Annotated in this window: 14 protein-coding genes; 5 read left to right on the top strand and 9 right to left on the bottom strand. The window is 47.6% G+C overall.

The annotated features are described in order from the left end of the window. Window positions 1–8 precede the first annotated feature (8 nt). Complete coding sequence (locus tag P402_RS0103795; protein ID WP_026827491.1) at window positions 9–1202, top strand: CDP-glycerol glycerophosphotransferase family protein; 1194 nt, start codon at window positions 9–11, stop codon at window positions 1200–1202. Window positions 1203–1281: 79 nt separating this feature from the next. Here the strand turns inward: P402_RS0103795 and rlmD are convergent, their stop codons facing one another. The 9 genes from rlmD to P402_RS0103750 form a co-directional block, all read right to left on the bottom strand. Beyond that, entirely contained in the window at window positions 1282–2646 is a 1365-nt protein-coding gene (rlmD, locus tag P402_RS0103790) for a 23S rRNA (uracil(1939)-C(5))-methyltransferase RlmD (RefSeq protein ID WP_026827490.1), read from the bottom strand. A 29-nt stretch (window positions 2647–2675) separates the two neighbouring features. Continuing rightward, window positions 2676–3644, bottom strand: a complete 969-nt coding sequence (locus tag P402_RS0103785; protein WP_012371373.1) for a diacylglycerol kinase — start codon at window positions 3642–3644, stop codon at window positions 2676–2678. A 146-nt stretch (window positions 3645–3790) separates the two neighbouring features. After that, complete coding sequence (gatB, locus tag P402_RS0103780; protein ID WP_026827489.1) at window positions 3791–5224, bottom strand: Asp-tRNA(Asn)/Glu-tRNA(Gln) amidotransferase subunit GatB; 1434 nt, start codon at window positions 5222–5224, stop codon at window positions 3791–3793. Between the two features lie 13 nt (window positions 5225–5237). Further along, complete coding sequence (gene gatA, locus P402_RS0103775; RefSeq protein ID WP_026827488.1) at window positions 5238–6680, bottom strand: Asp-tRNA(Asn)/Glu-tRNA(Gln) amidotransferase subunit GatA; 1443 nt, start codon at window positions 6678–6680, stop codon at window positions 5238–5240. 16 nt (window positions 6681–6696) lie between these two features. Continuing rightward, entirely contained in the window at window positions 6697–6987 is a 291-nt protein-coding gene (gene gatC, locus P402_RS0103770; protein WP_026827487.1) for an Asp-tRNA(Asn)/Glu-tRNA(Gln) amidotransferase subunit GatC, read from the bottom strand. A gap of 201 nt (window positions 6988–7188) precedes the next feature. Next, window positions 7189–8409 (bottom strand): Nramp family divalent metal transporter, encoded by a 1221-nt coding sequence (locus tag P402_RS0103765; protein WP_026827486.1) that lies wholly within the window; start codon window positions 8407–8409, stop codon window positions 7189–7191. A gap of 151 nt (window positions 8410–8560) precedes the next feature. Next, complete coding sequence (gene putP, locus P402_RS0103760; protein ID WP_026827485.1) at window positions 8561–10072, bottom strand: sodium/proline symporter PutP; 1512 nt, start codon at window positions 10070–10072, stop codon at window positions 8561–8563. Window positions 10073–10144: 72 nt separating this feature from the next. Beyond that, window positions 10145–11689, bottom strand: a complete 1545-nt coding sequence (gene pruA, locus P402_RS0103755; protein WP_026827484.1) for an L-glutamate gamma-semialdehyde dehydrogenase — start codon at window positions 11687–11689, stop codon at window positions 10145–10147. Between the two features lie 127 nt (window positions 11690–11816). Beyond that, complete coding sequence (locus P402_RS0103750; RefSeq protein ID WP_012371380.1) at window positions 11817–12104, bottom strand: HesB/YadR/YfhF family protein; 288 nt, start codon at window positions 12102–12104, stop codon at window positions 11817–11819. 113 nt (window positions 12105–12217) lie between these two features. Between P402_RS0103750 and P402_RS0103745 the strand changes: the two genes are divergently transcribed. The 4 genes from P402_RS0103745 to P402_RS0103730 all read left to right on the top strand — a co-directional run bounded on the left by P402_RS0103745 (window position 12218) and on the right by P402_RS0103730 (window position 16443). Next, window positions 12218–13084, top strand: coding sequence for a hypothetical protein (locus P402_RS0103745; protein WP_026827483.1), 867 nt, complete (start codon window positions 12218–12220; stop codon window positions 13082–13084). A gap of 12 nt (window positions 13085–13096) precedes the next feature. After that, window positions 13097–13546 (top strand): thioredoxin-dependent thiol peroxidase, encoded by a 450-nt coding sequence (gene bcp, locus P402_RS0103740; RefSeq protein WP_026827482.1) that lies wholly within the window; start codon window positions 13097–13099, stop codon window positions 13544–13546. Window positions 13547–13873: 327 nt separating this feature from the next. Beyond that, the gene (locus tag P402_RS0103735) at window positions 13874–15523 is read left to right on the top strand and encodes a peptide ABC transporter substrate-binding protein (RefSeq protein WP_026827481.1); all 1650 of its coding nucleotides are present in this window, start codon (window positions 13874–13876) and stop codon (window positions 15521–15523) included. A 269-nt stretch (window positions 15524–15792) separates the two neighbouring features. After that, window positions 15793–16443, top strand: coding sequence for a homing endonuclease associated repeat-containing protein (locus P402_RS0103730; RefSeq protein WP_026827480.1), 651 nt, complete (start codon window positions 15793–15795; stop codon window positions 16441–16443). The last annotated feature ends 97 nt before the right edge of the window (window positions 16444–16540 follow it).

Raw genomic sequence — 16540 nt, 5'->3', positions numbered from 1 at the left:
AGTATGACATGACACAGCTACTTACGAAGATCCGTCGCAAGAAAATCCATAAAGGATTACTTCTCTATCGACTGTTTCAAAAGCTTCCGGTTCAAAAAAACCTTGTCCTGTTTGAAAGTTTTTTAGGACGCGGTTATTCCGATAATCCGAAGGCGCTTTACCTGACGCTCCAAAAACAGCATCCGGAACTTGAACTCGTCTGGATTTTTGCCAAAGAACCGACTGCTGCAGTCAAGGCAGTTTGTCCGAACTGGGTATTGCGGAATAGCCCGAAATACTATTACCTGATGGCCCGGGCGCAGTACTGGATTTTCAATACGCGTCAGCCGCTCAGCTTAAAAAAACGACGGGAAACGATTTATTTACAGACCTGGCACGGCACTCCTTTAAAACGGCTGGGACTCGACATGGACGAGGTCCATATGCCGGGTACGAATACCGAACAGTATAAAAAGAACTTTTCTGCCCAGGCCCGGGAATGGACCTATCTGCTTTCACCCAACCTCTATTCCAGCGCCATCTTCAAACGGGCCTTTGATTTTCGGGGACTGCTTCTTGAAACCGGTTATCCGCGAAATGACCTGTTGTATGCGCCTGACCGCCAGCAACAAGCCGAACAGATCAAGCAGTCGTTACAATTGCCGCCTGACAAAAAAGTCATCTTATATGCACCGACTTGGCGTGACGACGAATTCGTGACGAAGGGACAATACCGTTTTAATCTCAAGCTGGATTTGGAACAGATGCAAGCCCGTTTGAGTGACGACCATATCGTTCTGTTGCGTATGCACTACTTGATTGCTGAATACCTTGATTTGACAGCGTTTGACGGTTTTGCATACGACGTGTCCGCTTACGGTGATATCGCGGAGCTGTATCTGATCAGTGATCTGTTGATTACGGATTACTCGTCCGTCTTCTTCGATTATGCTCACTTGAACCGTCCGATGTTATTCTTTACGTATGATTTAGAGAAGTATGCTTCCGTCCTCCGGGGATTCTATTTTGATTTTGAAGCGGTCGTTCCCGGTCCTCTGTTAAAAGAAAGTGACCAGGTCATCGACTATATTGAAAACATCGAAATACAATCCAAACAGTACGAAGATAAATACGCAGCGTTCCAGGAACGCTTTTGCAGCCTGGATGACGGGAAATCCAGTCAACGGGTTGTTGATGCGCTTTTCGCTTCTAAGATCCAGTAAAAATTTCACATAAAAAAACGAGAATCACACTACCGTTCTTCCGGTAAGTGATTCTCGTTTTTTGTTAGTTTAGAGGCACTTAGTTTTCTTCACGTACGAACAAGGCAACGCTCTCGACGTGTGTCGTGTGTGGGAACATATCGACCGGTGTGACTTCCATCAGCTTGTAGCCGAGTTCAGCCAAAAGCTTCGCGTCACGCGCTTGTGTCGATGCATTACAAGAGACGTAGACGATCCGCTTCGGTGCGACTTCAGCAGCAGCACGGAGGAATTCTTCGTCACAGCCTTTACGCGGCGGGTCAACGACGATGACGTCAGGCTTGATGCCGCCTTTAACGAGTGCCGGCATGACCGTTTCTGCAGTTCCGTACTCAAACGATACGTTGTCGATCCCGTTTGCTTTTGCATTCCGGCGTGCGTCGTCAATCGCTTGTGGGACCATTTCGATACCGTAGACGTGTTTCGCCTGTTGCGCGAGCGATAATGAGATCGAACCGATTCCGCAGTATGCATCAACGACGATTTCATCGCCAGTTAACTGAGCGTATTCCAGCGCTTTTCCGTACAGTTTTTCCGTTTGTAACGGATTGACCTGGAAGAACGAATGCGGTGAAATTTCATACGTCAATCCGGCAATTTGATCGCGGATGACAGATGGTCCATGTAAGACGATGTTACGTTTTCCTAAGATGACATTCGTCTCATCCGGATTGATGTTTTGCTGGATCGATGTGACGTTCGGGACAGCTTTTAAGATGCCTTCGACGATTTTATCAGCACCGCGCAATTGTTTGACCTTCGTCACGAGGACGATCATCAATTCGTTTGTATGGTAACCGTGGCGTGCCATGATGTGACGGATGACACCGCTGTTTTTCTTTTCATCGTAAGCCGGAACCTTCAGGTCAGCCAGTACTTTCCGGACGGCTTGAATTGCATCATCATTCTCTTTATTTTGGATCAGACAGTAATCCATGTCGATGATCCGGTGACTGCGTTTTTGATAAAAACCGGCCATTAACTTGTTGGATTGGAACGCGACCGGCACTTGTGCCTTGTTGCGGTAACCCCATGGATCTTCCATACCCATCGTTTCGTGGACCGGAATCTCAAGACCGGCAAGACGCGCGAAAGCGTCACGGACACGGTTGTGTTTGAATTTCAGTTCCGCGTCATATGAGAGATGCTGCAGTTGGCAACCGCCGCACTGGTTATAGACCGGACAAGGCGGCTCGACACGATCGACACTCTTCGTTTTTTGACGGATAATCCGTCCGAAGCCGTATGATTTCGTCGTTTTCGTAATTCTGATTTTGACTTGTTCCGTCGGCAGGGCACCGGGAATGAAGACTGTGTAGCCGTCAATCCGGGCAACCCCTGAACCGTCGTGCGTCAAGTCGACGATATCGACGACGTGCTCATCGTTTTTTTGTACTGGAATCATATTATTTTCCTCCTAGAAAATCCCGCGTCTTACGCGAGATTCGTTTCCTGTTCTTGTGCCTGTAGCTGTAAATTGATCGTTTCCATCTCGTCGATCCGGAACTTCGGCGTCATGACGTCGAAATGTGATTGAAGATTCGTCATCTCCCCTTCACAAATTCCGCCAAACTCGCCATCGATGTTCAAGCTCATCTCGGATGTATTTCGCATCCGGACAAACGACGTCGTCACATGTTCAATACATGGATCCGAGAAGTGGTCTCCCTTTAACGCCAACCGCATGACACGGATTAACTCAACGAGATTACATTTTTTCAAAATGAATAAATCAAAGCGTCCATCATTGAGGGAAGCATTCGGTGAAAGTTTTTCAAAACCGCCTACAGAATTGGTGTTCGAAGTCAAAAATAACATGACTTCGCCTTTAAAAATCCCGCGTTCGTGTTCGAGCTCGACATAGGTCGGACGGATTTGCGGGAGTTTTTCCATCCCTTTGACGTAATACGCCAACTGTCCGAGTGCCGTCTTCAGTTTTGATGGAACTTCGTACGAGAGTTCCGTCATGATGCCACCACCTGCGATGTTGATGAAGTAGTGGGTACCTGTCGTCCCTTCGATCTTCCCGATGTCGACGGGCATCGTGTACCCGGTACAGATGACATCCATCGCACCCTCAATCGTCAAAGGAATCCGCATCGCCCGACCGAAGTCATTGGTCGTTCCGACCGGTAAGACACCCAGTTTCGGACGAACCGGATACGAGGCCATGCCACTGATCACTTCGTTTAACGTACCATCTCCACCTGCAGCAACGACAAGGTCAAATTCGGCTTCACAGGCCCGTGCTGCTTCATATGTCGCGTCACCGACCGCTTTCGTCGAATAGACGGAAGTCTCATAACCCGCTGCTTCCAGCCGGTCCAAGATATACGGCAGATTACGCTTTACCATCTCTTTCCCGGAAGTCGGGTTATAAATCACTCGCGCTCTAGGTCTCATAAGATTTTCTCCTTTTTTACTCAACCGATCCATTTGATACATAACTGTTTTATTTTACATGAAGTTCTGGCACATTACAAAGGCAAAAAAAGAAGCACTGCTTCCTTCCCTTGATTTAAGAGAGGAAATCAGTGCTTCAACAGAACTTATTTTAATTTTTCGAGTTCTTCGTAGAACAGTTGATCAAGCAATGCCGGATTCGCCATTCCTTTTGTCTTTTTCATGATTTGACCGATGACGAAACCTTTTTTCCGGTCACGGCCGTTGACGAGTTCTTCGACAACCGCCGGATTTGCTTCAAACATCTCGACAACCAGTCCGCGAAGGAGTCCTTCGTCCGAGATTTGTGCAAGTCCTTGTTCTTCGACGTAAGCACGCGGCTCGACGCCTTGCTCGATGACGGCCGTGAAGACTTGTTTCGCGATTTTTGATGAAATCGTGCCGCCGGCAATCAATTCGATCATTTCCGCGAGACGGGCTGGTGTCAACTTGATCGTGTCAAACGTTTCCGTCGATTTGTTCAAGTGACCTTGGACTTCCCCGACTGTCCAGTTGGCAGCGGCTTTCGGTTCAGCACCGGCTGCAATCGTCGCTTCGAAGTATTCGGCCATCTCACGTGTGACAGTTAATTGTTTTGCATCATAGGCGGACAGACCAAGCGCTTCCTGGTAGCGGACACGGCGGGCATCAGGTAATTCCGGGATACCGGCACGGATTGCTTCTTTCCAGTCATGATCAAGAACCAACTTAACGAGATCCGGTTCCGGGAAGTAGCGGTAATCAGATGCTCCTTCTTTAACCCGCATCAAGACCGTTTGTTTTTTCGTTTCGTCAAAACGAAGTGTTTCCTGACGCATGACACCGCCGGATAACAACAACTTACGGTGACGGTCTTCTTCGTATTCCAGACCTTTTAAGACGTTTCCGAACGAGTTCAAGTTCTTCAGCTCGGTTTTTGTACCGAATTTCTCTTGTCCGTAGGGACGGACGGAGATGTTACAGTCGCACCGTAACGATCCCTCTTCCATCTTAACGTCCGAGACGCCGGCATACTGCAACACTTCTTTAAGACGTTCGAGGTACGCGACCGCTTCTTTTGCTGAACGCATGTCGGCTTCACTGACGATCTCAATCAACGGTGCGCCGGTCCGGTTGAAGTCGACGACCGAATGGTTGGCACCGGTGTGGTTCATCTTCCCGGCATCTTCTTCGAGGTGGACGCGTTCGATCCGGAAACGTTTTGTTTCGCCGTCGACCTCCGCATCGATGTAGCCATCAAAACCGATCGGCTGATCAAACTGCGAAATTTGATACGCTTTTGGTGTATCCGGATAAAAATAGTTTTTCCGGTCGAATTTCGTTTGATCGGCAACCTGACAGTTCAAGGCCATGGCAGCACGAACGGCCAGTTCGACTGCTTTTTCATTAATTTTCGGCAGAACACCGGGATGTCCGAGACAGATCGGGCACGTCTTCGTATTCGTTTCCGCTCCGTATTCCCGGGCACAGCCGCAAAACATCTTCGTATTTGTATTTAATTCGGCATGGACCTCAATACCGATGACCGTTTCAAAGTTCATAAGGCATTCTCCTTTATAACTTCGGAAGCGCGAATCCACCGGTCGCAAGCTCGAATGCATGCGCAGCACGATAAATCGTCGCCTCGTCAAAGTGTTTTCCGATGATTTGCAGACCGACAGGCAATCCGTCGACGAGACCGGCTGGAACCGAAATCGCCGGGACACCTGCCAAGTTGATTGGAATCGTCAGGATATCGTTAGCATACATCGTGACCGGATCATCGTTCTGTGCCCCGAGTTCAAAGGCTGGAGTCGGTGCAGTTGGTCCGATGATGACATCGTAGTTGGCAAGGACCTGGTCAAAGTCTTGTTTAATCAACGTCCGTGCTTGTTGTGCTTTTTTATAGTAGGCATCGTAATAGCCTGAGCTGAGGGCATACGTGCCAAGCATGATCCGGCGTTTGACTTCGTCACCGAAACCTTGAGCGCGCGAATACTTGAAGACATCTTCGAGTGCATCAGCTTCCGCGCGGACACCATAACGGATTCCGTCGAAACGTGCCAAGTTCGATGATGCTTCTGAAGAAGCGAGCAAATAATACGTCGCGAGCGCATATTTCGAGTTCGGAAGTGAGACTTCGTCGACCGTCGCACCAAGCGATTCAAGTTTCTTGATTGCGGCACGGATATTTTCCTTAACGCCTTCACTGATTCCTTCGCCGAAATACTCTTTCGGAACGGCAATCTTCAGTCCTTTGATATCCCCTGTCAGTGCTTGTGTGTAATCCGTCGGGTTGACGTTCGCTGACGTCGAATCCATGTCACAATGTCCGGCAATCGCACTCAATAAGTACGCATTGTCTTCGACCGTCCGTGTCAATGGACCGATTTGGTCAAGTGATGAGGCGAAGGCAACGAGACCGTAACGCGAGACGAGACCGTATGTCGGTTTTAAGCCGACGACACCACAGTAAGCAGCCGGTTGACGGATCGAACCACCCGTATCAGAACCAAGGCTGAACAAGACTTCGCCTGCCGCGACAGCTGCTGCTGATCCGCCTGACGAACCGCCCGGTACGTGTTTTGTGTTCCACGGGTTACGAACCGGCTTGTAGGCCGAGTTTTCGTTTGATGAGCCCATCGCGAACTCGTCCATGTTGAGTTTCCCGATTGTAATGGCTCCTGCTTCATGCAGACGCTCGACGACCGTCGCATCATGCGCCGGAACGAAGTTTTCGAGGAACTTCGAACCACACGTCGTCGTCATCCCTTTCGTGACGATGTTGTCTTTGACACCAATCGGTAACCCGAATAATGGGTTCGCTTCGTGCTTTGCAATCTCGTCCATCCGTTTTGCTTGTTCGAAAGCATCTTCGTTTAATGATAAAAATGCGCCGATGTTTCCGTCAACGCGGTCAATCCGGTCAAACGATTCCTGGACAAGCTCGGATACTTTGACTTCTCCGTCTTTGACGAGTGTGTGTAAGTTCTTTACACCATGTTCAAAAAGTGACATATCGGTGGTCTCCTCCTTATTCGAATACTGCCGGGACACGGACTTGTCCGTCTTCCCAATCAGGTGAGAGTCGTTCTACTTCCGTGCGCGGAAGCGACGGACGTACTTCGTCTTTACGCAAGACGTTTTTGAGATCGAGGACGTGTGTCGTCGGTTCGACGCCTGTCGTATCGAGCTCATTTAATTGTTCAGCAAACCCGAGAATCTTCTCAAGTTGAACGGTAAATTGTTGGACTTCTTCATCTGTTACGGCGAGACGTGCTAAATGCGCCACATGGCGGACTTGTTCTTCATTAATCTTTGCCATCTGATTCCACCTCCGGAACTTTTTCAATATATTTTACACTATTTCTAATCATAGCACTTTTTGTCCAGACAAAAAAGACGATGGTGCATCGGGGGGAGGTCCGCACCATCGTCCTTATAGGGGTAGCAAAGCTTCCGGGCAGAAAGCTTCTAGTAATGAATTACCCGGGCTACCGATAAGCAAAACAAGAAATCTGATTATTCAAAATAAAAGATCAACTAACAAATAGATGTTGAAGACGATAACGATACTAACGATCGTCCAAGCGACACCTTTCGTCAGCGTCCGGTTTTTATATTTGCCCATGATCCGTTCACTTGATGTCGCACGAATTAACGGGATCAAGGCAAACGGAATCCCGAACGATAATGCGACCTGGCTCCAAATTAAGGCACGTGTCGGATCAAATCCGGATAACAGCAAGATAATCGCCGGTAACATCGTGATACTGCGTCTGAGGAAGATCGGAATCTCCATCTTCAGGAAACCGCGCATGATGGCATCCCCGGACATCGTGCCGACACTCGATGAAGCCAGTCCGGAAATCAACAGCGCTCCGCCAAACAGATAAGGTGCTGCGCCCCCGAGAGACGTCCCGAGTCCATGAAAAATACTTTCCAGCGTCTCGGCCTGTTGGCTCGTCCCGAAGAAAACTGTCGCGGCAATGACAAGCATCGCGGCATTGACCGCTCCCGCAATCAGCATCGCCGCCCAAATGTCCATTTTCTGAATCCGTAACAAACCTTTTTTATCAGCAATGTTTCCCATCCGGCGTTTCGTTAAATCGGAATGGAGGTAAATCGCATGCGGCATGACCGTTGCCCCGAGCATCCCCGCTGCCAGGACAATACTCGACGTTCCGGAAAATCCGGGAATCAATCCCCCGGCGACGTCCCGCAGGACCGGTTTGACTTCGATGACCTGAATCGCAAATGCCAGAGCAATGACAAGGACCAATGCTCCGATGACGGCTTCAAAATGCCGTAACCCTTTCCGTTCGAATCCGAGGATGACGAACGAAGCAACTGCTGTCAGCAAGGCGGCGATTTTCAAATCAATGCTGAACAACAGATTAAAGCCGAGTGCAGCTCCGACAAATTCAGCCAAATCTGTTGCCATGGCAACGAGTTCGGCCTGCGCCCAATAAATGATCCGCATGACCGGCGACAGTTCATCCCGGATGACTTCCGCAAGGCTCGTATTGCTGATCAAACCCAGTTTCGCCGACAGTGTCTGAATCATCACAGCCATCAGGTTGGCAGCGACAATTACCCATAGCAGTAAAAATCCGTACTGTGCTCCTGCTGTCATGTTCGTCGCGAAATTCCCCGGGTCGAGGTAAGCGACGGCAGCCACGAATGCCGGTCCGATATAGTGCCTTTTTTTCAAACGCTCCACTGGAACGATCGGTTGACTCGCCATTTGCCTCACCTCTCTTTAGTTGTTAGTATACGCTTTTTTTGCGCATAGGCAACATATGTGCTTTACATAAAGATATGTTCACTTAGTTAGTTTCTTCTATAGAAAAACAATGCCCGGCGCACGAGGCACCGGACATCCTTTTTTGTGATCATCAAACGACTTTCCGTTGTTGTTCCGCTCCTTTGAGTTGAGCCTGCACTTCATCGAATTCATCATACATCGCTTGACTTGGTGCTTTCGTCAAAAGACTGCCGGCGACGAGTGCGACGGTAGACGCGATGAACGCAGGAATCATCTCATACATCTCCGAGATGTAAAACGGAAGATCTTTGACATACATCTTCACCAAAATCCAGGCGATGACGACGACCGATCCCGTAATCATCGAGGCAAGTGCACCATGTTTGTTCATCCGGCGCCATAACAGGCTGAATAAGACGACTGGTCCAAACGCAGCACCGAATCCCGCCCATGCATATCCGACCAGCGTCAAGATGGATTTTTGAGCACCAAATGACAGGGCAATCGCAAGCAGTGCGACGACGAGAACCATGATCCGCCCCATGACCATTAACTCTTTATCTGACGCATTCCGTTTTAGGAAACGCTGATAGAAGTCATTGGTTGCAGCACTCGACGAGACGAGCAGTTGCGTCGAGATCGTCGACATGATCGCCGCGAGTAATGCTGCGAGTAATAATCCTGTGATGAAACCCGGGAACAGATCACGTGACAGTTGAATGAAGACGTTCTCCGGATTATCGAGTGTTCCGCCTTGTTGTGTGAAATAGGCGTATCCGAATAATCCCGTTACCATGGCTCCGACAATCGAAAACGTCATCCAGATCATTCCGACCCGACGAGCCGATTTCATTTCATGCAGGTTTCGAATCGCCATAAAACGGACGATGATGTGCGGTTGACCAAAGTAACCGAGACCCCAAGCAAGCAAGGAAACGATGCCGATCACGGTTGTCCCTTTGAACAACTCGAGTTTCGAACCATCCGTCGAACGAATCGTCTCAAGCGTCTCATTGATCCCACCGCTGAGCGCAAGCGTCACGGCTGGAACGATCAGCAAGGCGATGACCATGATCATTCCTTGAACGACATCCGTCCAACTGACTGCGAGGAACCCGCCCAGGAAGACATAGGCAATGACGACACCTGCCAAAATCCATAAGCCGGTTGTATATTCAAGCCCGAAGACGGATTCAAACAAACGACCGCCGGCAACAAAACCACTTGAAGCGTACATTATAAAGAATATTAAGATAACTCCAGCTGAAACTGTACGCAGAACACCACTTTTATCATGGAACCGTTTTTCAAAGTAGTCGGGAATCGTAATCGCATCCCCGGCATGTGCCGTATAAGCACGTAAACGTGGTGCAACGAGCAACCAGTTGGCATACGCACCGAGCAGTAACCCGATGACAATCCATCCACTGGACAGACCAGTTGCAAACATGGCGCCTGGTAATCCCATCAATAACCATCCACTCATATCACTCGCTCCGGCTGAGAGCGCTGTGACGACAGGTCCGATTGTTCGTCCTCCCAGCATATAATCGTTCATGTTTTTTGTCCGATAATACGCGACGACGCCTAGTGTGACCATCAAACCCAGATACAACAAAATTGCGAACCACATTCCGTTCATCTCGTGCTCCCCCTTTTCTAAAGAAAAACGGGTATGCAGGTCGCATACCCGTTTCATCTATTAAACATCATTTTAGAACATTTCAGAAGTAGTTTTTGCTTGAAGGTGTAAAGTCAAGTAATCCGGTCCGCCTGCTTTTGAATCCGTCCCTGACATGTTGAATCCGCCAAACGGCTGGTACCCAACGATTGCGCCTGTGCAACCACGGTTGAAGTATAGGTTACCGACATGGAAGTTCGCACGTGCGTATTCCTGGTTCGTACGATCTTGAGTGATGACCGCACCCGTCAAACCGTACTCCGTGTTGTTTGCGATATCGATCGCTTCTTTGAAGTCTTTTGCTTTCGTGAAAGCGACGACCGGTCCGAAGATTTCTTCCTGCATCAAACGATCAGTCGGTTGAACGTCAGCGACGATTGTCGGCGATACGAAGTATCCTGTCGAATCATCCGCTGTACCACCCGCTGCAATCCGGCCTTCTTGTTTTGCGACATCGAAGTACGATGTGATTTTCTTGAAAGCTGCTGCATCGATGACAGGTCCAACGTTGTTCGTCACGTCGACCGGGTTACCGATACTGAGTTTGTTCGTGTTTTCGACGACTTTTGCGAGCAATTCGTCATAAACCGAATCAAGTGCGACGACACGTGAACAAGCTGAACATTTTTGTCCCGAGAAACCAAATGCTGCTTTTGTAATCATGTCTGCCGCATAGTCGAGATCAGCCGACTCGTCGATGACCATCGTGTCTTTTCCGCCCATTTCCGCGATGACGCGTTTGAGCCAGATTTGACCGTCGTTCAATTTCGAAGCCCGTTCGTTGATACGGAGTCCGACATCGCGTGAACCCGTGAAGCTGATGAAACGCGTTTTCGGATGATCGACGAGGTAATCGCCGACTTCCGCGCCTGGTCCCGGAATGAAGTTCAAGACGCCGGCCGGAAGACCTGCCTGTTCCATGACTTCCACGAATTTGGCAGCGACGACCGGTGTCGTTGATGCTGGTTTCAAGAGGATCGGGTTACCTGCCACGATCGCAGCAACCGCTGTTCCTGCCATGATGGCAAGCGGGAAGTTCCATGGTGAGATGATGACACCGACACCGAGTGGAATGTAGTCGTAACGGTTGTATTCACCCGGACGGCTCTCGACTTTTTTACCTTCTTTTAAGACGAGCATCTGACGCGCATAGTATTCGAGGAAATCGATTGCTTCTGCTGTATCCGCATCCGCTTCGTTCCATGGTTTACCTGCTTCTTTGACGAGATAAGCCGAGAATTCATGTTTGCGTTTGCGGATGATGTTCGCTGCTTTGAATAAGACGTCCGCACGAACACTCGGATTGACGAATTTCCACGTCTCAAATGCTTTGACTGCAGCTTGCATCGCATCTTCAGCGTGTGCTTGTGTCGCTTTCGAAACGCGTCCGACGATTTCTTCTTTGTTTGCCGGATTGACAGAAACGATTTTGTCCTCTGTCGTCACACGTTCTCCCCCGATGACGAGTGGATAATCTTTCCCAAGCTCTTTCGATACAAGGTCAAGCGCCTCTTCGAACGCTTTCTTGTTTGCTTCCTGTGAGAAGTCCGTGAATGGTTCGTGTTTGTACGGAATCATCTCTATTCCCCCTTTTATACTTGCTTTTAATCGCTTACATTCTCCATTGTACAGAAGCATGTCGCCGCTTACAATTATTCTAGACAAAAAAATGAAGAAGACCGATTCGGTCCCCTTCATGTCCTGCTTATTGCTTCGCCTGCGAAAAGACAATTTCTTCGTTTTGGACGGATACTTCGACATCCTGCCCCTGGAACAGCCAGTCATCTTGATCGGAAACGACGAAATGAATCCCGTCGACGGTTTCTTCAACCGCTGCCCGGTCGACGGTCTCCATGTGGACTCCGACTGAGAAACCTTGCGTTAAATCGGTTGATCCGCCGTATTTAGCGAAAAATCGGATGGTATCGCCTTCCTTTGCTTCCATCTCTTCTTTGAAGTATTGTAATGCTTCGTCTGTTACGTGAATTTTCATCTTGAACCCACTCTCCTTTATGATAGTGTACCTATTCCCTACTCAAAAAAGCGAATTTCCTGTATGGTGAAGACACAAAGTATTGATGTTGTTCATATAGGAGGAACTGGAATATGAAACGATTATTGACGGTACTCGCGTCAACTAGTATCATCCTCGTCGGATGTGGAAACGATTCTGCTCCGTCTACTGATACTGAATCCCCGAAGTCAACTGATACTCAATCCCCGAAGTCAACGGAAACGAAACAAACAAAACAGGCAAGTCAAGATGTCCTCGATGTTTATGCAACGTATCAAAAGACAATTGGTCAATCAGGTACGGCTGATGCTGATGCACTTGCCTCGATTGAATATACAGGTGATAAAAAGTTATTACGGGCCACGACGCTCGGTGCCAAAAATTTAAAAATCAAACCGGGTAAAGTCGTCAAAAGTTTTCAGAAAGGTGACGTCGCCTACATCATTCACGAGTTCAACGATGAAGACGGGTCTCCTTTACCGAACCGCGCTTCAAAACTGTTCCTAAAACAGGACGGAGAATGGAAAGTCGTCATCGTCCCGACGAAATTCAATCCCAAAGTCTTTACGACGCTCGCCTCCCTGTTTGAGTCCTTTAATGCCGATGAATATGGGGTTAACGCCAAAGCGGCGGAAGCGGTCGGTAATACAAAAGAAGACGAGCAAGATGAGGTCTTTACACGCGTCAATGCCCAGACGGATTACATGGCACTCGAAATGAACAGTAATATCTTAATGATTTACGGTCCTGCTCTTGGTAACAAAGGCAATCCAGAAACGCTCGTCCATTATTATGAAGATTATGCCGACTGGTACCGTGAAGAACAAGCCTTGTTGCTGAAGACGGCTAAAGCCGGGACGGACTTCGAAAAATATTTGATTGCTCTCGACCCGTTAAAGGAAAGTTTACAAAAGAAACTTGAAAAATATGCCGACCAGTTAAATATGGAACTCGGTTGAGGAGGATTATTCATGAGCACACTCGATTTTACACTCCCGAATGCGCAGGGAGACATGATCTCATTAAGTGATTTCCATGGGAAAAAAGTTATTGTCTACTTTTATCCGAAAGACTCGACACCCGGTTGTACGACGGAGGCCTGTGATTTCCGTGATGCTTCCGCAGCATTCGCTGCAAAGAACACGGTCATTCTCGGCATTTCGGCTGACAGTCAAAAGCGTCACCAGAATTTTATATCAAAATACGAACTTCCGTTCGAATTATTGTCTGATGTCGATCATGCCATCTGTGAACAATACGGTGTCTGGCAACTGAAGAAGAATTACGGAAAGGAATATTATGGAATCGTCCGTTCCACTTTTTTAATCAATGAATCCGGTGAATTGATTCAGGAATGGCGCTCCGTTAAGGTCAAAGATCACGTCTCAGAAGCACTTTCTTTCCTCGAACAATCGAATTGACCGAGTTAAAACACGCCATTTTAATGAGCGTGTTTTAATTTTGGAATCATTTTCACCTCCCAATATTATCCTCTCCAAAAATTATTTTTACAAAAAAAACGTTGATATTACACGAAATTTTAATCAATTTGAAATAATCTGAAAATAAGCTATTGATTTTTCTGAATATTGTATTTATTATTGGTAACAAGTTGATCCGGTGCTTTCCTTCAACAAAATAAAAGGCGATGACCCCTCTTATTTTTTTAATAGGACACCGGATCGCTATTTTAATCGGTACTCATTTTTCAATCATATATATTCATTCTTGGGAGGGAACTTATTATTATGAAGACGAAAAAAACACTTGCACTCGTTGGTGCGCTAGCCATCGCCGGATCAAGCCTCGCTGCTTGTACATCGACAGATGATTCAAAAGATACTTCAGGTTCGAAAGACACGAAAAAGGCGTCGGACAAACAGGTCCTCAACCTGACAAGCGGTTCAGACATCCCGGCACTCAGCCCGACTGTCGCAACGGACTCGGTTTCATTCACAGTCTTAAACAACGTGCAGGAAGGTCTTTTCCGTCTTGATGAGAAACAAGAGCCGACACCTGGTGTTGCGGAAAGTGTAGACGTCTCTGAAGATGGTCTTACATACACATTCAAACTGCGTGATTCGAAATGGTCGGACGGCAGTGACGTCACGGCAAAAGACTTCGAATATGCTTGGAAACGTGTCCTTGATCCGAAAAGCGGATCGCAATATGCGTACATCATGTATATCATCGATGGTGCTGAAGCCTACAATACAGGAAAAGGAAAACCGGCTGACGTTGGTGTCAAAGCGGTTGACGACAAGACACTCGAAGTCAAACTGACACAACCTGCCGAGTACTTCAAAGCGCTGACTGGCTTCGGTTCATTCATGCCGCTGAAACAGGAATTCGTCGAAGAAAAAGGAAAAGACTTCGCGACGAATCCGGAGAACTTCCTCTACAACGGACCGTTCCAACTGACGGACTGGAAAACAGAGGTCGGCTGGAGCTACAAGAAAAACGATCAGTACTGGGATGCCGATACGGTCAAACTGGAAGAAGTGAACTACAAAGTTGTTAAAGAAGTCTCGACTGCCGTCAACCTGTATGAAAAAGGCGACATCGATACAGTCGGTCTGACAAGTGAATTCGTTGATCAGTACAAAGACAGTGAAGATTTCGATACACGTCTTGACGCTTCAATGTACTATATCCAAATGAACTTCAAGAACGAACTGCTCAAAAATAAAGACATCCGTAAAGCAATCGATTCCGGGTACGACAAAGAACAGATGGCGAAAGTCCTCTTAAACAACGGATCGATCCCTGCTTACTACTATGTACCAAAAGAATTCGCTAAAGGTCCGGACGGAAAAGACTTCCGTGACGGCAACGAAGGTTTCGGATCATACGATGCTTCGTCAGCTAAATCTTCGTTCGAAAAAGGTCTCAAGGATATCGGTAAGAAATCCGTCAAGCTTGAGCTTCTTTCGTACGATGACGACAACTCGAAGAAAATCTCCGAGTACCTCAAAGGCGAGTGGGAGAAAAACCTTCCAGGTCTTGAAGTTACAATCAAACAGCAACCGTTCAAAAACAAATTGGACCTTGAGTCTAAAGGTCAGTTCGAACTTTCATTCGCCGGATGGGGCCCTGACTACCAGGATCCAATGACATTCCTCGATATGTGGATGACTGATGGGCCGTACAACCGTGGTAAGTACTCAAGCGACAAGTACGATTCACTCATCAAGTCGGCGATGAAAGAAACAGATGCTGCAAAACGTTGGCAGTCACTGAAAGATGCGGAGAAAGTCTTACTTGAAGACGACCAAGCCATCTCAGTCATGTACCAACGCGGTGCTTCCCTCTTACGTAAACCTTACGTCAAAGGAATCGTCAACCACAAAGTCGGTGCGGATACTTCGTTCAAGTGGACGTACATCGAAGGAAAATAAGCATGACTTAAGACCAGCCTCGCCCCATGCGAGTCTGGTCTTTTTTTCCATATGAGACAAATGTACTGTTTTTATCCTGTTCATTAAAAATTGGTAACATTCTGTTTTCATTTGATTTACTTCCATTTATACTTAGCAGAAGAATGATTTTCACTTTATTTACAATATTTCACGGTAATTATTCATAATTAATGGAAAAGTGCCGATATATTCTATACAGAGGACTTTTGCCTCAACTATTACGATTCACTAGGAAGGAGGACTCACCCTTGAAACAACGTGTACTTACGAGTCAGCAGACATGGACGGAAGAACAATTGGAAATGATTCAAGCCATCCAGGCATTAGGCGAGCTCATTCAAGATCGTCCCCGCCGGACGATTTATCGTCGCTATGCCATCGAACATGGTTGGCCACAACCGGAGAGCATCATTCGTCAGTTCGGATCTTGGCCGGAAGCTTTATCAGCAGCCGGTTATGAATGGCACATCGATCAACAACCGGAAGAACTCGAGCGTGCGCCGAAATATACGAAAGATGAAATCCTGAAATCGTTTCACCGGTATGCTCAGGATGTCGGATCGACCATTACTTTAAAAAAATATCAAATCTGGCGAAAATCGGTTCATCATGCGCCGAGTCATTATCATATCGTGAAGATGTTCGGATCTTGGCATGATGCGTGTACCGCTGCCGGATTAGAAGCCAGCGTCACGTATTCCAAAGCGGAACTTGCCGCTTCACTCCGCCAAGCCATCGAAGAAGTCGGTTTTTCGCTCTCATTTGAAGCGTACCGTGAATGGGCGAAACGAAACAACAAACCATCTACAAAAGCATTGTTACACCGTTATGGTTCTTGGTCCGCCGCCATTCACGCCATTGAAAGTGAAATCCGTATCAGTAACCAACAAGCTCAATAATCCTGCCTTCATCTTTTTTCTTAAACAGAATTTATTTATTCCAAACCTCTTTCTCCTGTAGAATGAGGTTTTTTTACATGATATGACGTCTCACACA

The sequence above is a fragment of the Exiguobacterium sibiricum 7-3 genome (assembly GCF_000620865.1).
GTDB lineage: Bacteria > Bacillota > Bacilli > Exiguobacteriales > Exiguobacteriaceae > Exiguobacterium_A > Exiguobacterium_A sibiricum_A.
Note: the sequence above shows the minus strand (reverse complement) of the source record. Positions and strands in the feature narration are given on the sequence as shown.